Annotated in this window: 18 protein-coding genes; 3 read left to right on the plus strand and 15 right to left on the minus strand. The window is 71.7% G+C overall.

Features of this window, described 5'->3' with window-relative positions; genetic code table 11:
* Positions 1-573, minus strand: a 573-nt coding sequence (locus tag E2C05_RS17045; protein WP_133220849.1) for a thiamine pyrophosphate-binding protein, incomplete at its 3' end; no start/stop codon positions are given.
* A 70-nt stretch (positions 574-643) separates the two neighbouring features.
* Between E2C05_RS17045 and E2C05_RS17050 the strand changes: the two genes are divergently transcribed.
* Positions 644-1,102, plus strand: a complete 459-nt coding sequence (locus tag E2C05_RS17050) for a hypothetical protein (protein WP_133220850.1) — start codon at positions 644-646, stop codon at positions 1,100-1,102.
* Positions 1,103-1,185: 83 nt separating this feature from the next.
* Positions 1,186-2,139: a Bug family tripartite tricarboxylate transporter substrate binding protein gene (locus E2C05_RS17055; protein ID WP_133220851.1), complete on the plus strand. Its 954-nt coding sequence runs from the start codon at positions 1,186-1,188 to the stop codon at positions 2,137-2,139.
* On the opposite strand, the gene E2C05_RS17060 is transcribed toward E2C05_RS17055, so the two are convergent.
* From E2C05_RS17060 to E2C05_RS33100, 13 genes are all read right to left on the minus strand, one after another.
* Complete coding sequence (locus E2C05_RS17060) at positions 2,136-2,612, minus strand: MaoC family dehydratase (protein WP_133220852.1); 477 nt, start codon at positions 2,610-2,612, stop codon at positions 2,136-2,138. The two genes, E2C05_RS17055 and E2C05_RS17060, sit on opposite strands and share 4 nt — an antisense overlap.
* Positions 2,609-4,240: a hydantoinase B/oxoprolinase family protein gene (locus E2C05_RS17065; protein ID WP_133220853.1), complete on the minus strand. Its 1,632-nt coding sequence runs from the start codon at positions 4,238-4,240 to the stop codon at positions 2,609-2,611. Before E2C05_RS17065 ends, E2C05_RS17060 begins: the two co-directional genes overlap by 4 nt.
* Complete coding sequence (locus E2C05_RS17070) at positions 4,240-6,279, minus strand: hydantoinase/oxoprolinase family protein (protein WP_133220854.1); 2,040 nt, start codon at positions 6,277-6,279, stop codon at positions 4,240-4,242. Before E2C05_RS17070 ends, E2C05_RS17065 begins: the two co-directional genes overlap by 1 nt.
* A 73-nt stretch (positions 6,280-6,352) precedes the next feature.
* A complete protein-coding gene (locus E2C05_RS17075) occupies positions 6,353-7,717 on the minus strand; it encodes a TRAP transporter large permease (protein WP_133220855.1) in 1,365 nt (454 codons plus the stop codon).
* Positions 7,714-8,343, minus strand: a complete 630-nt coding sequence (locus E2C05_RS17080) for a TRAP transporter small permease subunit (RefSeq protein WP_158292182.1) — start codon at positions 8,341-8,343, stop codon at positions 7,714-7,716. Before E2C05_RS17080 ends, E2C05_RS17075 begins: the two co-directional genes overlap by 4 nt.
* Positions 8,340-9,389 (minus strand): TRAP transporter substrate-binding protein, encoded by a 1,050-nt coding sequence (locus E2C05_RS17085; RefSeq protein WP_158292183.1) that lies wholly within the window; start codon positions 9,387-9,389, stop codon positions 8,340-8,342. Before E2C05_RS17085 ends, E2C05_RS17080 begins: the two co-directional genes overlap by 4 nt.
* Before the next feature lie 8 nt (positions 9,390-9,397).
* Positions 9,398-11,476, minus strand: a complete 2,079-nt coding sequence (locus tag E2C05_RS17090) for a hydantoinase/oxoprolinase family protein (protein ID WP_133220858.1) — start codon at positions 11,474-11,476, stop codon at positions 9,398-9,400.
* The gene (locus E2C05_RS17095) at positions 11,473-13,233 is read right to left on the minus strand and encodes a hydantoinase B/oxoprolinase family protein (protein WP_133220859.1); all 1,761 of its coding nucleotides are present in this window, start codon (positions 13,231-13,233) and stop codon (positions 11,473-11,475) included. Before E2C05_RS17095 ends, E2C05_RS17090 begins: the two co-directional genes overlap by 4 nt.
* A gap of 178 nt (positions 13,234-13,411) precedes the next feature.
* Complete coding sequence (locus E2C05_RS17100) at positions 13,412-13,804, minus strand: type II toxin-antitoxin system VapC family toxin (RefSeq protein WP_133220860.1); 393 nt, start codon at positions 13,802-13,804, stop codon at positions 13,412-13,414.
* Between the two features lie 8 nt (positions 13,805-13,812).
* Positions 13,813-14,064 (minus strand): antitoxin, encoded by a 252-nt coding sequence (locus E2C05_RS17105; protein ID WP_133220861.1) that lies wholly within the window; start codon positions 14,062-14,064, stop codon positions 13,813-13,815.
* 68 nt (positions 14,065-14,132) lie between these two features.
* Positions 14,133-15,284 carry an amidohydrolase gene (locus E2C05_RS17110; RefSeq protein ID WP_133220862.1) on the minus strand — a complete coding sequence of 384 codons (1,152 nt, stop codon included), beginning with the start codon at positions 15,282-15,284 and terminating at the stop codon, positions 14,133-14,135.
* Between the two features lie 52 nt (positions 15,285-15,336).
* A complete protein-coding gene (locus tag E2C05_RS17115) occupies positions 15,337-16,446 on the minus strand; it encodes an OpgC family protein (RefSeq protein ID WP_158292184.1) in 1,110 nt (369 codons plus the stop codon).
* Positions 16,447-16,603: 157 nt separating this feature from the next.
* Positions 16,604-17,044, minus strand: a complete 441-nt coding sequence (locus E2C05_RS33100; RefSeq protein ID WP_158292185.1) for a DoxX family protein — start codon at positions 17,042-17,044, stop codon at positions 16,604-16,606.
* 235 nt (positions 17,045-17,279) lie between these two features.
* Here E2C05_RS33100 and E2C05_RS17125 point away from each other — a divergent pair, with 235 nt between their 5' ends.
* The gene (locus tag E2C05_RS17125; protein WP_133220865.1) at positions 17,280-17,639 is read left to right on the plus strand and encodes a DUF427 domain-containing protein; all 360 of its coding nucleotides are present in this window, start codon (positions 17,280-17,282) and stop codon (positions 17,637-17,639) included.
* On the opposite strand, the gene E2C05_RS17130 is transcribed toward E2C05_RS17125, so the two are convergent.
* Positions 17,603-18,634: a hypothetical protein gene (locus E2C05_RS17130; RefSeq protein ID WP_133220866.1), complete on the minus strand. Its 1,032-nt coding sequence runs from the start codon at positions 18,632-18,634 to the stop codon at positions 17,603-17,605. The two genes, E2C05_RS17125 and E2C05_RS17130, sit on opposite strands and share 37 nt — an antisense overlap.
* Positions 18,635-18,845 lie beyond the last annotated feature (211 nt).

The raw sequence follows: 18,845 nt of genomic DNA on the forward strand, positions 1-18,845 counted from the left end.
GGCCGCGGCCTCCGCCACCGGCCGGTGCCGCGGCGCGGTCCAGGCGCCCAGCGCCGCCGGCGGCTCCGCCGTCTCGGAGGTCTCGACGAACTCGCCCATCAGCCCGTTGAGGTCGAGATGCACGGGCCGGGGCGGCACGGCCACGGCGGCCGCCCAGGCCTGGCGGAATTGCCGCGGCAGGTCGGCGGCGTCCTGCACCATGGCGGCGAATTTCGTCACCGGCGCGAACAGCGGCGCATGCGCCACTTCCTGGTAGGCGTTGCGATGCTGGTGGCCGATGGGCTTGTGGCCGGTCAGCGCCAGCACCGGGCTGCGCGCCAGGAAGGCGTCCTGCAGCCCTGCCGCCAGATTCGCCGTGCCGACCGACTGCGCCGCCACCACCCCCGGCCGGCCGGAGACGCGGCCATAGGCATCGGCCATGTAGACCGCCGCCTTCTCGGTATGCGCCAGCACCGGCTGCACGCCAACCCGTTCCAGCTCCAGCAATGTCCGCCGCAGCACCGCATCCACGAAGAAGACATGCGTCTGGCCGGAGGCCTGCAGGCTGCGCGCCAGCCACTCATAGCCCCGCATCGGCCATCCCCCGCTTGTCGTTCCCTCGCCGGCCGGGATACTGCCCCGACAAGGGCAAGGAGGAAACCCGATGGCCGACCTGCTGATCCAACAAGGCCGTGGCGACGGCCTGCGCTACCAGGACCTGGAGAACCCGGCCGATACCTGGCACTGGCTGGAGAACCCGCCCGCCGCCGCCAAGGACGGCATCCCCTATGCCTTCATCGCCGCGCTCGGCGACGTCACCCACCCCGCGCCCTTCCTCTACACGGTCGAGCTGGACATCGCCGAGGCCGACCTGCCCGCCATCTACGACTGGTACGAGCAGGAGCACCTGCCGCTGCTGACCGGCGTGCCCGGCTGCATCGGCGGCACGCGCTACCGGCGGCTGGATGGCGGCGCGCCCAACCTGCTGGCCGCCTACCGGTTCGAGCGGCCGGAGGTGAACCAGTCCGCCGCGTGGATCAAGGCCCGCAGCACCCCCTGGTGCGACCGCGTCCGGCCGCTGTTCCGCGGCACCCGGCGCTTCGTCCGGCGGCTTGTGGATTGAAACGCGGCCGGCGGCTTCGCTAGCCTCCTCCCCCCAGGGCACCCGCGGCGACAAGCGGGGCCCGCGGAGGAGGAGACGACGGGATGCGCATCGCACCGCGCCTGGCCGCGCTGGCGGCCGGGCTGCTGCTCTGGGCCGGGCAGGCCGCGGCACAGGCCCAAGCTGGCCAGACCCAGCTGATCATTCCCTGGCCGGCCGGCGGCGGCACCGACATCATCGGCCGCCTGATCCAGCCGGTCTTCGCCGAGGAACTCGGCGGCCAGCTCATCATCCGCAATGTCGGCGGCGCCACCGGCACCATCGGCACGGCGGAGGTGGCGCGGTCGAAGCCGGACGGCACGACGCTGATGCTCACCTCCATGGCGCCCGTCGCCGTGCAGCCGAGCTTCCGCGCCAACCTGCCCTATCGCGCCGACAGCCTGGCGCCGGTCTGCCTGGTGGCGGAGGCGCCGCTGACACTGATGACGCCGAAAGCGACCGGGATCCGCACGGTGGCGGATATCGTGGCGAAGGCGAAGGCGGCGCCCGGCCAGGCGCCCTATGCCTCGGGCGGCGTCGGCGGCCTCGGCCACCTGGCGATGACCGGCCTGACCCGCGCGCTCGGCATCGAGATGAACCACGTGCCCTTCCGCGGGTCCGGCGACAGCGTGCTGGCCATGCAGTCCGGCACGGTGCTGATGCTGGCGGCCGAGGCCAACCTCGTCGCGCAATACCAGCTGCATGCCATCGCGGTGTTCGGCGAGCGGCGCGTCGCCGACATGCCGGAGGCGCCGACGCTGCGGGAACTGGGGCATGACCTGGTCTATCCGCTCTGGACCGGGATCTTCGCGCCATCCGGCACGCCGGAGCCGGTGCTGGAGCGCATCGACGCCGCCTGCGCCCGCACGCTCCGCACGCCGAGCGTGGTGGAGGGGATGACGCGCGCCTCCCACCCCATCCGCTATCTCGGCCGCCGCGAGTTCGGCCGCTATGTCCGCGCCGAGGTGGAGAAATACGCCGAGCTGATCGCCGCCTCCGGCCTGCGGCAGGCGGATTAGTCCGGACGCTTCCGCAGCAGGTAGCGATGGCGGCCGTCCAGCACCTGCACACCGTGCTGGTTGTGGATGGTCGCCCGCAGGCCGAGGATGCCGGTGGTCCGCTGCGCGGTGAGTTCGTCCACCTCCAGCAGGGGGTACAGCGTGTCGCCCAGCACCACCGGATGCAGGAAGCGCGTGGACTGCTCGAGGAAGCCCTTCAGCGACTCCTCGACCATATGCGGGAACAGCCCGGCGCCGGCGCAGGTCTGGATCGCCACCTGGTAGCCATGCGCCAGCATTCCGGGCAGGCCATACGCCCGGCAGTATTCCGCATCGTAGTGGATGGGGTGGTTGTCGCCCGAGGCGGCCTGGAAGGCGGCGAAGAGGCCGCTGGTCATGGTGCGGGACGGCAGCGGGAACCGCTCGCCGAGGACGAAATCCCCGAACCAGCGCTGCTCCGGCACCAGGCGGTGCGCGCGGGGGTCGAAGGTCACCCGGCGACGTAGCCCAGCGCCCGGTCGCGCGCCCGCGCCGCGGCGTCGCGCTTCGCCGTGTCGCCGAAGCCGCCGCCGCCCGAGGTTTCCAGCCGCACCCGGTCGCCCTGCTGCAGCGGGACATTGTCGGACTTCGGGGGCAGCGGGCTTTCGGCGCCGTCGCGCGCCAGCACCAGCCGCCCGACCGAGGCCGGGCCGCCGCCCGCCAGCCCATAGGGCGCATGGACGAAGCGGTCCATGTTGGCGGTGAAGAAGCAGCGCGGGCTGTCCACCCGCCATTCCCGCAGCAGGCCGAGGCCGCCGCGCCGCTCCCCCGCCCCGCCGCTGCCCGGCAGCAGGCCGTAGCGGGTGATGGTCAGCGGCGCCTGCGCCTCGATCATTTCGATCGGGATGTTGCTGTTGTTGTGCATCCCGGCCGAGAGGGCGTTCACGCCATCCTTGGACGGGTGCGCGCCGGTCCCGCCGATCTCGATTTCTACGAGTACCTCCCGCTTCTGGTCTTCCCCGACCGTCTGGAAGGTACAGACATAGGAATTCCCATAATAGGCCGCCGGGATGCGGTCCGGCACCGCCTGGTGCAGCGCGCCGAACATCGCATTGAGCAGGCGGTGCGTGACGGCGATGCGGTGCACGACGGGCGCGGGGTGGCGCGCATTCACCACCAGCCCTTCGGGCGCGATGGTCGTGACGGGGCGATAGCAGCCGGCATTGGCGGCGAAGGGCTCGTCGCAGGCGCACATGACGGCGAACATGACCGCGGCATTGCTGCTCGCCAGCGTCGCATTGGTCGGTCCCTGCACCTGCGGCGAGCAGCCGGAGAGGTCGACGGAGATGCTGTCGCCCCGGATGGTCAGCGACACATGCAGCCTGATGGGCTTGTCGAGGTCGATGCCGTCATCGTCCAGCCAGTCCGTGAACTCATAGGTTCCGTCCGGCATGCGGCCAATGGCGGCGCGCATGGCCTGCTCGCTCATGTCGAGGATGCGGCGCCCGGCCTCGATCATCCCCGCGGCGCCATAGCGGGTGGCGAGGCGGCGCAGCGCCGCGGCGCCGACCTCCAGGCTGGCGATCTGGCTCTGCAGGTCTCCCAGCAGCAGGTCCGGCTTGCGGATATTCTGCCGGATCATCGCCCAGACGCCCTCATTGCGGACGCCGTTCTCGATCAGCTTCAGGGGCGGGATGCGCAGGCCTTCCTGGAAGATCTCGATCGCCTTGGCGGCATAGCTGCCCGCCACCAGCCCGCCGACATCGATGTGGTGGCAGAGCGTGCCGACGAAGGCGATGCGCCGCCCTTCATGGAAAACCGGCTTGAAGGCGCAGATGTCCGGCAGGTGTTGGCCGCCGCAATAGGGATCGTTGGAGATGACGACGTCCTCCGGCCCCCAGGTCGCCGGGTCGACGTAGCGGTCCAGCAATTCCCGCAGGAAATGCGACATGCTGTTGAGGTGGCTGGGGATGCGCGCGGATTGCGCCAGGTTGTTCCCCTCGGCGTCAAAGACGGCGGTGGAGTAGTCCAGCAATTCGCGCACGATGGTGCTGCGGCTGGTACGCCAGACCGTCACATCCATCTCCGCCGCGGCGGCGGTCAGGGCGTTGCGGATGACCTCGATCTCGATGGGGCCGAGCATCAGGCATCACTCCGGGCAATCAGCGCGCCCGCCGGGCCGAGCATCGCGGTCCAGCCGCGGCCGATCCAGTGCGTGGCGAAGGGTTCCTCGACGATGGCGGGACCGGTGATGCGGTCCTCCGGCGGCAGCGCCTCCCGGTCCCAGACCGGCACGTCGCGCCAGGCGCCGTCCTCGAAGACGCGGCGGCTGCCCTTCAGCGCCGGGCGCGCTTCGGGCGCATGCTCCGCCGCCTCCGGCTTCGGCAGGCGGCCGGTGGCGATGGCGCGGAGCGTGACGAGTTCCACCGCCTCCGCCTCATCGGCGTAGGAGAAGCGCTGGCGGTGCATGGCGTGGAAGCGGGCCAGCAGCGGCGCCAATTCCGTCGCCTCCGGCCAGGGCACCAGCAATTCGAAGGCCTGGCCGTGGTAGCGCATGTCGGCTGCAATGCTGATCTCGCGGCGTTCCGGCGGTACGCCGTCGCGCGCCAGGCCGGCATCGGCCTCGGCCCGCAACTCGGCGACCAGCGCCACGATGGCGGGCAGGCTGGCCGGCAGGGCGGGCATGACGCGCGACCGGGCGATGTCCTGCACCAGGTCGGAATAGAGGATGCCGTAGGCGGAGAGGGTTCCGGGCTCCCGCGGGAAGATCACCTCGCGGATGCCCATTTCCGCCGCGACATCAATTGCGTGCAGCCCGCCGGCGCCCCCGAAGGACAGCAGGGAGAAGTCGCGCGGGTCCAGCCCCTTCTCGAAGAGCGACAGCCGCACGGCGGCGCCCAAATTGGCATTCACCACCGTCAGCATGCCCTGCGCCGCCGGCTCCACCGCCAGGCCCAGCGGCGCGCCGACCTTGTCGGCGATGGCCGCGCGCGTCGCCGGCATGTCCAGCTTCATCATGCCGCCGAGGAAGTAGTCCGGGTCCAGCCGCCCCAGCGCCAGGTTGGCGTCGGTCACCGTCGGCTCCGTCCCGCCACGGCCATAGGCCACTGGGCCCGGGCGCGACCCGGCGCTGCGCGGCCCGACCGTCAGCCGCCCGCCATGATCGACGCTGGCGATGGAGCCGCCGCCGGCGCCGATGGTGCGCATCTCCACCATTGGCAGGCGCACCGGCAGGCGGTCGATCTCGCCCTGCGTCACCACGCTGACGCGGCCCCCCTGCACCACTGAGACATCGTAGGACGTGCCCCCCATATCCACCGCGACGAGGTTCGGCCGCGCCAGCAATTGCGCGATGCGTCCCGCGGCCAGCGCGCCGCCGGACGGGCCGGAAAGCAGCAGCCGCGCCGGCTGTTCCGCCGCCTGGCGCAGGCTGCAGACGCCGCCATTCGACTGCACCAGGAAGACCAGCGGCGCGAAGCCGCCTTCGCCCAGTTTCCCCTCCAGCCTATCGAGATAGGCCTTCACCACCGGCATCAGCAGCGCATTCAGCACCGTGGTGCTGCTGCGTTCGTATTCGCGGATTTCCGGGCTGATCTCGGAGGACAGCGACACGGGCAGCAAAGGCCGCGCCGCCGCGAGCAGCGCCTTCAGCCGCTGCTCATGCGCCGGGTTGACATAGCTGTGCAGCAGGCAGACCGCCACCGCCTCCGCCCCCAGCGCGTCCAGCCGCGCCAGCAGGCCGGGCAACGCCGCCTCGTCCAGGGGCAGTTCGGCCGTGCCGTCCGCCCGCATCCGCTCCGGCACGCCCAGGCGACGGTCGCGCTCGATCAAACAGGGGAAGGGATCTGGGTCCACCTTGTAGAGTTCCCGCCGGACATGGCGGGTGATCTCCAGCACATCCTCGAACCCCGCGGTGGTCAGCAGCACGCCGCGGGCGAGCTTGCGTTCCAGCACCGCATTGGTGGCGATGGTGGTGCCGTGCAGCAGCAGGCCCACATCGGCCAGCGCGAAGCCGAAGCGCTGCGCCGCCTCCGCGACGCCGCGCAGCAGGCCGATGCTCGGGTCCTCCGGCGTGGTCGGGGTCTTCCAGGCGCGCACGCTGCCGTCGCGGGCGTCCAGCACCTGCAGGTCGGTGAAGGTTCCGCCGATATCGACGGCGATGCGAACGGGTCTGTCGCTCATGCTGGCCTTGCCTGCCTCGCCTGCGCATCCCGTCCGGTCGCCGCCTCCGGCGGCTCCCTCCGGGGGCAGAGCACTAACCCATAACCCTTGGCAGCCAGAGCGCAATATCCGGCCAGACCATCAGCAGCACCACCGCCAGCAGATAGGCCGCCAGGAAGGGCGTGACCCCGACGAAGACATCGGTGATCGGGCCGGGCTTAGGCCGCATCCCCTGAAGGACATACATCACCGTGCCGTCCGGCGGGCTGATCTGGGCGATCTCCACCAGCATGGTCACCATGACACCGAACCAGATGGGGTCGTAGCCCAGGGCGGTGACGATCGGGAACACCACCGGCACGGTGGTGATGATCATGGAGAAGCCCTCCATGAAGGTGCCGAGCGCGAGGTAGAGCGCCAGGATGCAGGCCATGATCGCCCAGGGCGGCAGCGGCAGGCCGCCGATGAAGCCGGCCAGCGCCTGCGGCACGTTGATCGCCGTCAGCAGGTAGTTCAGCAGATAGGCGCCGAAGATGATCAGGCCGAGCAGCGCGGTGTTGCGCGCCGTCGCCTCCGCGCTCGCGTTCAGCAGGCGGAAGGACAGCTTGCCTTCCACGGCGGCGAAGCCCGCGGCGCCGACCACGCCCAGCGCCGCCGCCTCGGTCGGCGTGGCATAGCCGGCATAGATCGAGCCCAGCACCAGCAGAATCAGCAGCAGCGTCGGCACCAGGTCCAGCAGCGCCCGCAGCTTGAGGGCGAGCGGCAATGGCGGTGGCCGGTCCAGCGGGTTCGCCAGGCCATGCGCCAGGATGACCGCGATGAAGAGCCCGGTGACCAGCAGGCTGGGTAGCAGCGCCGCGATGTAGAGCGCGCCGACCGAGGTCTCCGTGATCAGGCCGTAGATGATGAAGGTGATGCCGGGCGGGATCAGGTTGCCCAGCGCCCCGCCGGCGGCCAGCGAGCCCAGCACCATCCGCTGGCTGTAGGCGGAGTTGTTGAAATAGGGCAGCGCCACGGAACCCATGGTGGCCGCCGTCGCAACCGAACTTCCGGAGATGGCGGAGAAGACCGCGCAGGAGACGATGTTGGTGTGCAGCAGCCCGCCCGGCAGCCGGTTCAACCAGACATTCAGCGCGCGGTACAGCCGGTCCGACAATCCGGCGCGCAGGAGGATCTCTCCCATCAGCAGGAAGAGCGGCACCGCCACCAGCACGAAATTGGAGGACGGGCCCCACAGCGTCTGGCCGGCGAAGGCCCACCAGGGCCGGTCGGAGAAGGTGAGGCCGACGAGTATGCCGAGCAGCCCCAGCACCGCCGCGACATAGACACCGGCCCCGAAGAACACCAGGAAGACGCCGGTCAGCGCCAGGATCTCGACGACCGGCACGGCCTGGCCGCCGGTGGCCGCCGCGAAGACGGCGGCGGCCAGCATCGCCAACAGGAGGACGACGGCGATCATGGGGCGGTGCCGCGCGCCATGCGCACCGCCTCCAGCGCCTCCTCCGTCTCGTCCTCCAACGTGCGGGCGCCCAGCAGTCGGTCCAGCTCGTCCGCCCGGCCCAGCAGCAAGGCCAGCGCCGATTCCAGGACCAGCACCAAGATCATCCCGCAGAAGGCCAGGATGCCGAAGCCCCAGACGCCCTGCGGGATGACAAGGGGCACGCGCAGCGCGCTGTTGTCATGCGCATCGAACAGCAGGCTCTCATCCACCAGGGACCAGGCGGCCCAGGCGCAGAACAGCGCGAAGCCCAGCAGCAGCAGCAGGGACAGCAGGTGCAGCCAGGACCGCAGCGTCAGCGGCAGGCGGTTCACCCAGACATCCACCCGGATATGCGCCCGCCGCGCCAGCGCATGCGCCAGGCCCCAGGCGATGCCGCCGGCCAGCATGTAGCCGGTGATCTCGATGGTCGCCTTGGAGGAGAAGCCGAACAGGCTGCGCGCCACCACGTCGAAGGTGATGAACAGCGCGCAGGCCACGTAGTTCCAGCCGGCGAGATGCGCCATCAGCGAAGCCAATGCCGTGACAGCAAGCCGCAGGCGCCGCGCCGCCAGCAGCGGCGCGGGCGATACGTCGGCGGCGCTCACCCGCCGAAGCGCACGCCGGCGATGGGCGCGATGGTCTGGTTGAACACTTCGCCGCAGCGGGCGCCGCAGCGGCGGACGAAGCCGGGCAGCACGGTCTTGTCGAGGATCTCGCGCAGCGCCGCGCGATCGGCCTCGGTCGCCGAGACCTCGGTCATGGGCCGCGTCGTCAGGGTGTGGATCCGGCAGCCATCCGTCTTGCCGACGGCGCAGTCCAGCCCGTCGCGCGTAGCCGCCGCGCCCAGCTCCCACTGCTTCTCGTTCACCTCGCGCAGGGACGCCTCGATGGCCGTGCGCACGGCCGGATCCAGCCGGTTCCACCAGCTGATATTCACCATGTAGCCCGCCAGCGCCCAGGAGACCGCGAGGTTGGAGACATGCGTCGTCACCTCGGGCCAGCGCGCCGCGACGCCGCTGCCCGTGCCGGTGATGGCGCAATCCACCACGCCGCGCTCCAGCGCCGAATAGACCTCGGGGAAGCCGATGGAGACGGGCTGCGCGCCGAGCGCGGTGAAGAAGTCCACCAGGGAGTTGCCGAAGGTGCGGACCTTGCGGCCCTTCAGGTCGGCGAAGCTGGCGAAGGGCTGGCGGCACCAGACCACCTGCGCCGGGAAGGGATAGATGATCATCATGCGGGTGCCGAACCGCTCCAGGTCGCGGTTCACCACCGGCAGCATCGCCTCCGCGATGCGCTTGGCCGTGGCGATATCGGGCGCCAGGCCGGCCAGGTCCACGCCATCCAGGATCGGCACGTCGCCCGACAGCGTGGTCAGCGTGCTGGCGCCGATATCCGCCTGGCCGGACCGCACCAGCCGCACTAGCTCCGTGCCGGACAGGTTGCGCTCGGCATGCGTCGAGAGCTGCACCTCGATCCGGCCGTTGCTGCGGCTCGCCAGGCCTTCGCGCAGCACGGGCACGTCCACGCGGGTGAATTGCGGCTGGGTCGGCAGCGGCTGCGTCACCGCCACCACCGTCACCTTCGGCCCGGCCGGCACGGTCTGCGCCCCCGCCACGCCGCCCAGCACCAGCGCCGCGACGGCGCCCAGCATCCAAACCCTCATGAGTCCCCCTGCAGGTCGATGACGATATTGTTGAAGTGGTCGAGCGCGGCGGTGGCACCGGGCGGCACCAGGCAGGTGCAGTCGTATTCCTCGATGATGGCGGGGCCCGGCGCCGGCGCGGCCAGCGCGTCGCGCGACAGCACGCGGGTTTCCAGCCAGCCCAGCGCGCGGCCGAAATAAGCCGCGCGCGCCGGCACGGCGGGCGTGACGGCGTGCGGCGAGAGCCGGTCCGGCATTCGGTCCCGTTCCGGCAGGCCGGTGCCGACCGCCTGCAGAGTCACGAACTCCACCGGCTCGCCGGCGCCGGCGCGGTGGCCATAGGTGCGCTCATGCTCGGCACCGTAGCGTTCCGCGACGGCGTCGGGCGTGTCGCCCGCTTCCATCGGCACCGCCAGTTCGAAGGACTGGCCCTGGTAGCGGAGGGTGGAAGCGCGGCGGACCTGGATGCGTGCGGGCGGGAAACCCTGCGTCGCCAGGCGGGCACGCGCCTCCTCGGCCAGCGCCGAAGCCGCCGTCTCCAGCGCCGCCGGGTCCAGCCCCTGCGCGAAGCGGCGCCAGGAGCGCGAGAGATGCACCTCCACATCGGACGCCAGCAGCCCGACTGCTGAGAAGACGCCGGCCGAAGGCGGCACCACGACCCGCGTCATGCCCAGCGCCCGTGCCATGCCGGCGGCAAACAGCGGCCCGTTGCCGCCGAAGGCGACGAGGGCGAAGGCGCGCGGATCGCGGCCGCGCTCCGAGGTCACGGCCTTGATGGCGCGGATCATGTTCGACGCGGCGATCAGATGCGCGCCATGCGCCGCCTCCTCGACGCTCAGGCCCAGCGGCGCGGCGATGCGGTCGGCGATGGCCGCGCGCGACGCCGCGGCATCAATCGGCAACGCGCCGCCGACCAGCGCCACCGGGTTCAGATAGCCCAGCGCGACATTGGCATCCGTCACGGTCGGCTGCATGTTGCCCTTGCCGTAGCAGACCGGGCCGGGATGCGCGCCGGCGCTTTCCGGCCCCACCTGCGGCGCCCCGGCGGCATCCAGCCAGATCACCGATCCGCCGCCGGCGCCGACCTCCGCCAGGTCGATGGCCGGCACCTTCAACTGGTAGCCGGCGCCGGAGAGCAGGCGGGACCCGACCATGATGCCGCCGCCGACGCTGTACTCGCCGGCGCGCGTCACCTCGCCATTCTCGATGACGCCGGCCTTGGCGGTGGTGCCGCCCATGTCGAAGGAGATGGCGTTGGGCAGGCCGATGCGGCGCGCCAGCATCTGCACGCCGATGACGCCGGCGGCGGGGCCGCTTTCCACCACATGCACCGGCAGCCGCGCCGCCTCCGCCGCCGGCATCAGCCCGCCGGAGGACTGCATCAGCAGCAGCGGCGCGGCCAGCCCGGCCTCCCGCAGATCGCCCGACAGCGCCGTCAGGTAGCGGCCGAGGATGGGGCCGAGATAGGCGTTGATGACGGTGGTGGAGGTGCGCTCGTACTCCTTCATCTCGGGCAGCACGTCCACGCTCAGCGAGACGGGCAGACCGGGCGCGCGGGCGGCGATGATCTCGCCCAGGCGGCGTTCATGCGCGGGGTTGGCGTAGCTGTGCAGCAGGCAGACGGCGATGGCGGCGACGCCCTCGGCCAGCAGCGCCTCCACCGCGGTGACGGCCTCGGCCTCGTCCAGCGGCGTCTCGACCTCGCCGCGATGGTTCACCCGTTCGGTGACGCCGAGGCGGAGATGCCGCGGCACCAGCGGCGCCGGCTTCTCCCAGCGCAGGTCATAGAGGCGCGGCATCCGCAGCGTGCGGATCTCCAGCACGTCGCGGAAGCCCTGCGTTGTGATCAGGCCGGTGCGGGCGCCTTTGTGCTCGAGGATGGCGTTGGAGGCGACGGTGGTCGCATGCAGCACCTCCTCCACCTGATCGGGCGCGATGCCGCATTCGGCGAAGAGCTCGCCCAGCCCTTCCACGATGGCGCGGCCATAGTCGCCGACGCTGGACGACACCTTCTTGGTGCGCAGCGCGCCGCCGGGGCCGATGGCGACCAGGTCGGTGAAGGTGCCGCCGATATCGGCGGAGACGCGCCAGGTCATGCCGCACGCTCCCGCGTCACGGCGGGCAGCGGCCCGCGGCCGGCACGGCGCTCCGCGCGCAGCGCCTCGGTCGCCGCCACATCCACCTGCCAGCCGGGCGCGATGACCACGCCGTAGTCGCGCCGCGCCGCCTCGACCGAGACCAGGCCGTTCCGCGCATCGCGCAGCACGCTGGCCGGCTCGCGCGCCAGCGGGTCGCCCCAGCCGCCGCCGCCCGGCACGTCCAGCCGGAAGACATCGCCATACTTCAGCGTGATGCAGAATTTGCTCGGCAGCTTCTCGGTTTTCCCGTCCCGCTCCAGCCAGTTCATGGACGGCGCGCCGGCGCCGCCGCCCTGCAGGCCGAAGGGCAGGAAGGCGCGGCGGTCGGCGCGCACCTGCAGCACGCCCTCCTGCTCCAGGAAGCGGTATTCGCGGCAGAAGGGCGCGCCGCCGCGATACTGGCCGGGCCCCATGGTGTCCGGCAGGAATTCGTAGCGGGTGATCTGGATGGGCTGCTCGGTTTCCGTCACCTCGATGGAGGGGCTCGCCATGTTGGCGAACATGTGGCTGTTGCCGTCGCAGCCATCGGCGAAGGGCCGGCCGCCCCAGGCGCAGCAGGTGAAGTCCACATAGATGAAGGGCTGCCGATCCGGCGTGTACCCGCCGATCGAGACGCCGATATTGCCGCCATCGCCGGCGGCGCCGACGCGGTCCGGCAGCATCTGCGCCAGCGCGCCGAACAGGCAGTCCACCATGCGGAAGCCGGTCAGGCCGCGCGCCGCGCAGGCGGCCGGCAGCACGCCATGCGCGACGGTGCCGGGCGGCGCCACCACCTCGATGACGCGGAAATACCCCTCGTTGTTCGGGATGTTGGCGGGCAGGATGGACTTCACCCCGCAATAGCTGGCGGAGCGGGTGAAGCTGAGCGTGTTGTTGATGGCGCCCTTCACCTGCGGGCTGGTGCCGGTCCAGTCCACCAGCATGCGGTCGCCGCGCTTCTCCACCCGCACGCGCAGCGGGATGGGCTTGCCGACCTCGACGCCGTCATCGTCGATATGATCCTCGAAGGACCATTCGCCGTCCGGCAGGTCGCGCAGGGCGGCGCGGGCAAGGCGCTCGGCATAGTCCAGCAACTCGTTCATGTAGAATCGCGTCTTCTCGACGCCGGTGCGGGCGACCAGCGCCTTGAACTGCCGCTCCGCGATGGTGCAGGCGGCGAGCTGCGCGCGGAGGTCGCCGAAGACTTTCACCGGCACGCGGACATTCTTCTCGATCAGCGCGTGCAGCGTCTCGTTCGGCTCGCCGCGGGTGTAGAGCCGCAGCGGCGGGATGCGCAGGCCTTCCTGGTAGATCTCCGTGCTGTCGGAGGCGTTGGAGCCCGGCACGCGGCCGCCGACATCGGTGTGGTGGCAGATGGTCGCGGCAATCGCCACCCGTTCGCCATCCACGAAGATGGGCTGGAACAAGAAGATGTCGGGCAGGTGCATCCCGCCCTCGAAGGGGTCGTTGAGGACGAAGATGTCGCCTTCCGCCATGGTCGTGCCGTAGCGGCGCATGACGGCACCCAGCGCTTCCGGGATGCTGCCCAGGTGGCTGGGCAGGGTCAGCCCCTGCGCCACCAGCCGTCCCTCCGCGTCGCAGAAGGCGGTGCTGTAGTCCATGTTGTCCTTCAGCACGGCGGAGTAGGTCGTGCGATGGACGGTCAGCGCCATCTCGTCCGCGATGGAGAAGAGGGCGTTGCGGAAAAGCTCCAGCTCGATCGGGTCGGTCTGCATGCGCCGCGCCTTGTCCAGCGCAGGAGCATCGCATGGCGCCGGCGGCGCGCCAGCCCCCGGCGGGGCGGGATCGGGCTCCCGCGGCGCGGGATGCCCGCGCCGCGGGCAGGGAGCGTAGCCGGCTGCTCCGCTGCGGGGCGGACGGAGGCGGCCCGCGGCGGGTTGGTGGGCGCCGGGGTCAGCCCCGGACCCAATCCTCCACCGTCAGCCCCGCCACGCGCCGGAACTCCCCGGTATTCCCCGTCACCAGTGTCGCGCCGGTCGCCAGCGCATGGGCCGCGATCAGCATGTCGTTTGGGCCGATGACCTGGCCCGCCGCCTCCAGCGCGGTCCGCAGCCGCGCATACTCGGCATCGGCGGGATGGTCGAAGGGCAGCACCGGCAGCCGCGCCAGCACCGCCGCCACCCGCGCCTGGATGCGCTCCGACCCGCTGCGCTCCCCGCCGTAGCGAAGCTCCGCGGCCGTGACGATGCTGAGGCAGAGCGCCTCCTCCCCCACCCGCGCGACCTGCCCAGCCGCGCGACCGGCCGGGTTCCGGATCAGGTCCGACACGATGTTGGTGTCGAGCATGTACCGCGTCACAGTGTGACGTCGCGCGCCGGTGGCAGCGTCTCGTCCACGTCGGGAAAAGGTTCATCCAGCGGCTCCCAGCCGGCGAGCAGGTCCAGCAGTCCGGCATCCGGCACCGGCTCGATGATCAGTCGGTCGCCCTCGCGCCGGATCATCGCCTCCTGTCCCGGCAGCTCAAACTCCACTGGGATGCGGATCGCCTGGTTGCGGTTGTTGCGGAAAAGGCGGACGCGGCGCGGGGCGGGATCGGGCTGCGGCACGCGACGGTACTCCCTGGCATATGCTCACGGCATATGCCAATGCTCCGCCATGCGCAAGCGCACCTCGCTCAGGCTTCCACCACCCGCCCCCGGAACACCACCACACCCCGTGGGGGATGCTGCGCCACCGCCTCCCCCACGCCCTCCGCCGGCAAGGCCACGAAGGACGCCACCGCCCCCTCCCACACCGCCGGCGCCTCGATCCCCAATCCCCGCGCGCCCTCCGCCGTCGCCATCCCGAACAGCCGCGCGATGGCCGCATCCGTCCGCGCATCCAGGCGCCAGCCGATGACCGCCGCGCGCTCCAGCATGTCCCCCGTGCCATAGGGGCTCCAGGTATCCCGCATGTTGTCGTTGCCGATCAGCACGGCGACGCCCGCCTCCGCCAGGCGCAGCAGCGGCGGCAGCGGCGCCGCGCCGGCGCCGTGGCTCACCAGCCCCACCCCGGCTTCCGCCAACATGGCGGCCGCCGCCTGCAGCTTCGGCTCGGGCGCCGCGCCCAGACAGAACCCGTGGCTGACCCACACCTTGCCCTGCATCCCCGAAGCCCGGGTGCGGGCGCAGATCTCGGCCAGGCTGAACAGCCCCATCTCCCCCGCCTCATGCAGGTGAATGTCGAGCCCGACGCCGAACCGCCCTGCCAGGGCGAAGATCGCATCCAGCTGGCCCTTCGGGTCGCGGTCCACCTCGCAGGGGTCGAGGCCGCCCAGCACCTCCGCCCCCATCCGCAGCGCCGCCTCCAGCAACTCGATCGTGCCGGGCGCGCGCATCACCCCGGCCTGCGGGAAGGCGACGGTCTGAATGTGGCAGCGCCCCGCCCAGGCCTCGCGCACCGCCAGCACGCCCTCCAGGTTGCGCAGGCCGAAGACCGGCGTGATGTCCACATGCGTGCGGAAATGGACCGTGCCGGCGGCGATGCAGCGGCGCAGCAGCGCCTCGGCGCGGGGTTCCACCGGCAGGCCGGGCAGGACGCGGGCATCGGTCTCGATGCGGCTCATCCGGTCCGGCCCGGCGGCATGCGGCATCCAGGGCAGGCCGAACAGCGCCTTGTCGAGATGCAGGTGGAAATCGGTCAGCGCCGGCAGCAGGAGATGGCCGCGGCAGTCCACCACCTCCGCGTCATCCACCGGGGCGTCGAGGATCGCCGCGACCCGCTCGCCCCGGACCAGCACATGCATGCCGGTGCGGCCATCCGGCAGGCGGCAATTGGACAGCAGCATCCCAGGACTCCCCAAGAAGAAAGAGGCGTGGAAGGTATCCCCCGCGCCACCTCTATTTCTGGGAGTTTTTCAGCCGCCGCGTCAAAGCCTCCGTCCACTCCCCGGCGCTGGCATAGATCAGCAGCAGGAAGGCACCCAGCACCACCAAGCCCTCGATCCACAGGCGCCAGCCCTGCAGCACGAACAGCACCTCGATGCCATAGGACAGGAACAGCCCGACGCAGAAGACATACAGGCTCTTCTGTCCCGCCGCGGCCAGGCCGCGGGCCAGCACGCCGCGCAGCGCCATCTCCCGCACCCGCCAGATCGCCACCACGGCATAGGCCAGCGACAGCGCATGCAGGATGCGCAGCGGCGCCAGATGCTGCTTGTCGTCCCAATCGCCCAACGACCACCAGGCCAGGTGCGCGCCCAGCTTCGCCACCGCGCCGGCGGCCAGGACCAGCAGCGCCCCGGCCAGCAGCCAGCGATCATGGCGCGCCGCCTGGCCGTGCAGCAGCGCCCGCCGCCCGAACCAGGCCCCCAGGATGAACAGCACCTGCCAGGCCAGCGGGTTGAACTCCACCACCAGCCCGCCGAGGCCGGGCAGCTCCCACCCCCAGAGATGCACGGCCAGGTACAGCGCCAGGCTGGGCGCCAGTGCCCAGGCGCCGATGCGGTCGGCCAGCCACAGGAAGCCCGGCAGCAGCAGCATGGACCAGACGAACACCGGCAGGATGCCCATCTCGGTCGGCTGCCACAGCATGGTCGCGGCGCCCGGCAGCGCGAACCAGGGCGCATCCAGCAGCCAGCCCCAGCCGAGCCTCCGCGCCTCCCCCGGCAGGTGCAGCGTCATCTCCACCGCGATCACCATCGCCGCCATGGAGCAAACCACGACCATATGCGTGGCCCAGAGCCGGCGGATGCGCGGCAGCAGGTCGCGCAGCCCCGCGCCCCAGCCGCCCTTGCGCGCCTTCAGCGTGTAGACCGACCCGAGGACGAAGCCGGAGAGATAGACGAACTGCTCCGAGCTGTCGGACAGGCCCCAGGCCGCGCTGATCAGCCAGGCGCCGATGAAGGACCCGTGCGCGTGGGAGGCGAAGATCTGCAGCTGCAGCCAGCCGCGCAGCAGGTCGAGCCGCGTGTCCCGCGGCGGCCGCCGCAATGCCTCAGCCCCGCTCATGCCCACACCCCGTCCGCACCCCGCCGCAACGCCCCGGCGCGGCCCCGATGGCCGCATCGCGCCATCCGCGGCCGGCGCCCTGAAAGCCCTCGAAGGCCGCCAACGCCCGGGATCCCTGACCGTTGGCGGAATACCATACGCCGTCCCGCCCGGCCGGTCAGGCGATCCGCAGCCCGACCAAAGGCGCATAGCGCCGGACCAGCGCGATCGCCTCCTCCCGGTGGGCGAACAGCACCAGGGCGGCCATCGCCCAGGTGAAGCAGGCCTCCTTGAACAGGTGCCCGCCATCTTCGTAGGGATCGACGCCCAGCGGCGTGAACAGGTGGAAGAAGATCGCCCCCGTCATGATGCCCAGCGCCCAGCCGGCGCCGAGGACCCGGGTGCGCGGGATCAGGATCAGGATGGCGGCCGCGGTCTCCATGCCGGCGACGAACAGCCGGAAGGGCTTCTCCGGGATGCCGCTCCAGTCGCTCAGCCGGTCGAAGACCAGGGTCGGGCCGGGCAGCTTGTACTGCAGGTACCAGAGGAACTCGTAGGCGATCCACAGCACCGCGACCCAGGACAGCAGGGTCAGGATGCGGTCGGTGGTGCTGCGCATGGCGGTCTCCTCCCGGCTCGGGCGTGGCGCGGGTTCGGCGCGCGCGGACAGGCTCTGGCCCAGCATGGTCACTCTCTCCTGGCTGCGTGTTTCGCCGGGCTGGCCGGGCGGGTTACCCTGCCGCGCTGCCCCGGCGGCGCCAGTCTCGCGCCGCCCCGCCAGGCGCCGCCAAGGCCGATGGCATATCGGGGCGATACCCGGGCCGCATGGCCGGCCGGGCAGGGAGAAGCATCGGATGAAGCTGCCAGGGCCCGACCACCCCATCGCCATCGCGCCCCATGCGGGCCGCGTGCGCGTCACCTTCAACGGCGCCGTGGTCGCCGAGACCGACCGCGCGCTGCAGCTGCAGGAAGCCAGCTACCCGCCCGTGCTCTACATCCCGCGGGAGGATGCGGACATGGCGCTGCTGCAGCGCACGGCGCATGCCACGCACTGCCCCTACAAGGGCGATGCCGCCTACTACACGATCGTCGCGGGGGACCGGCGGTCGGAGAACGCCATCTGGTCCTATGAGGCGCCCTTTCCGGCGATGGCCGCCATTGCCGGCCACCTCGCCTTCTACCCGGCGCGGGTCGACCGGATCGAGGAGTCGTAGCCGGCGCAGGGCGGTCGCGCCGGCGGGCTGCCGGCCTCGCCGATCAACTCGAAGCGGAAGGGCCGGTCCGCCGCCGGGTCGAAGGTGACGACCACTGCCTGCGCATCGGCCTCCCCCGGCACCTGCAGCCGGGTCAGGTTCGGCACGCCCTCCAGCGGTTCGTGATGCACGAAGTAGTGGCTGTCGCCGTTGATGAGCAGCACCGGGCGGCCGAACGCCCGGGCGGTGCCGGCGATCGCCTCCCGAATCGCGCGGTAGCCGCTGTCATAGCCCTGGCCGCAGACCTGCCGGTAGAACATGTCGGCCTGCAGGGCGATGACCGCCCCGCGCGCCTCCGGCGCCGCGGCGAAGCTGGCGGCCAGCCAGGCGCGGTTGGCAGCGTCCCGCGCCTCGAACTCCGCCAGGGCGGCCGGGCCGCGCGGCAGGCCGGCAGCGCCCGGCTCCCCCGGCTCCGCCGGGCGGCTGTTGTTGCTGCCCGGCACATGCAGCGTCAGGAACAGGATGCCGTCGCGCTGCCAGCGCGCATTCTCGACGAAGGGCGCGGCCTGCTGCTGCACCGGCATGGGCCGCCGGCCCAGGCTCTCGGCGCCCGGGAAGAAGCGCTGCCGCAGCAGGGCCAGGCGCTCCTGTGGGTCGTAGCGGCCGGCGCGGCCCTGCCAGCAATCCGTCCATTCGTTGTCGCCCGGCGTATAGACCAGCGGGTGGTCGGCCAGCGTCATCCAGGACAGCGCCCGCAGCAGCTTGTCGTCGGTGCAGAGCTCCGCCCCGCCCTTGGTGTCGCCGACAAAGATGCTGAAGGCCGGCCGCGCCGCATTGATCGTCGCCATCAGCCGGGCGACGCGGCCTTCCTCGGCCGGGCAGCGCTCGGGCGCCGCGGGCTGGCAGTAGGGCATGTCGCCGAAGGCGACGAAGCGCACCGGCTGGGCCCGTGCCGGCAGCGCCGCGGCCGACAGGGCAAGGGCGGCGAGGCAGGCGGGCAGCAGCAGGCGGCGCATCATGCGGGATCCCTCGGGTCGGCCAGGCCCCGTTACCGCAAGCCGCCGGGCGCCGCTACCGCCCGCCGGCAGGGGCGGCCTGGGCAATCCCCCCCGCCGCCGTCTGTTGGCCTATCCGGGACGGATGGGCCGGCCGCCGGCGCCGCGCCGCCCTGCCGGCCGCGCGGGGCATCCCGCCCGCGACCCGGCACGCGCCGGCCATCCCGCCCGC

Source organism: Paracraurococcus ruber (assembly GCF_004353985.1).
GTDB classification, from domain to species: Bacteria; Pseudomonadota; Alphaproteobacteria; order Acetobacterales; family Acetobacteraceae; genus Paracraurococcus; species Paracraurococcus ruber.

Excerpts from the sequence above, each read along its gene's own strand:
- E2C05_RS17050 (WP_133220850.1), top strand. The coding sequence starts at position 644 with ATGGCCGACCTGCTGATCCAACAAGGCCGTGGCGACGGCCTGCGCTAC.
- E2C05_RS17055 (WP_133220851.1), top strand. The coding sequence starts at position 1,186 with ATGCGCATCGCACCGCGCCTGGCCGCGCTGGCGGCCGGGCTGCTGCTC.
- E2C05_RS17065 (WP_133220853.1), bottom strand. The coding sequence starts at position 4,240 with ATGCTCGGCCCCATCGAGATCGAGGTCATCCGCAACGCCCTGACCGCC.
- E2C05_RS17070 (WP_133220854.1), bottom strand. The coding sequence starts at position 6,279 with ATGAGCGACAGACCCGTTCGCATCGCCGTCGATATCGGCGGAACCTTC.
- E2C05_RS17075 (WP_133220855.1), bottom strand. The coding sequence starts at position 7,717 with ATGATCGCCGTCGTCCTCCTGTTGGCGATGCTGGCCGCCGCCGTCTTC.
- E2C05_RS17085 (WP_158292183.1), bottom strand. The coding sequence starts at position 9,389 with ATGCTGGGCGCCGTCGCGGCGCTGGTGCTGGGCGGCGTGGCGGGGGCG.
- E2C05_RS17090 (WP_133220858.1), bottom strand. The coding sequence starts at position 11,476 with ATGACCTGGCGCGTCTCCGCCGATATCGGCGGCACCTTCACCGACCTG.
- E2C05_RS17095 (WP_133220859.1), bottom strand. The coding sequence starts at position 13,233 with ATGCAGACCGACCCGATCGAGCTGGAGCTTTTCCGCAACGCCCTCTTC.
- E2C05_RS17100 (WP_133220860.1), bottom strand. The coding sequence starts at position 13,804 with ATGCTCGACACCAACATCGTGTCGGACCTGATCCGGAACCCGGCCGGT.
- E2C05_RS17110 (WP_133220862.1), bottom strand. The coding sequence starts at position 15,284 with ATGCTGCTGTCCAATTGCCGCCTGCCGGATGGCCGCACCGGCATGCAT.
- E2C05_RS17115 (WP_158292184.1), bottom strand. The coding sequence starts at position 16,446 with ATGAGCGGGGCTGAGGCATTGCGGCGGCCGCCGCGGGACACGCGGCTC.
- E2C05_RS33100 (WP_158292185.1), bottom strand. The coding sequence starts at position 17,044 with ATGCGCAGCACCACCGACCGCATCCTGACCCTGCTGTCCTGGGTCGCG.
- E2C05_RS17125 (WP_133220865.1), top strand. The coding sequence starts at position 17,280 with ATGAAGCTGCCAGGGCCCGACCACCCCATCGCCATCGCGCCCCATGCG.
- E2C05_RS17130 (WP_133220866.1), bottom strand. The coding sequence starts at position 18,634 with ATGCGCCGCCTGCTGCTGCCCGCCTGCCTCGCCGCCCTTGCCCTGTCG.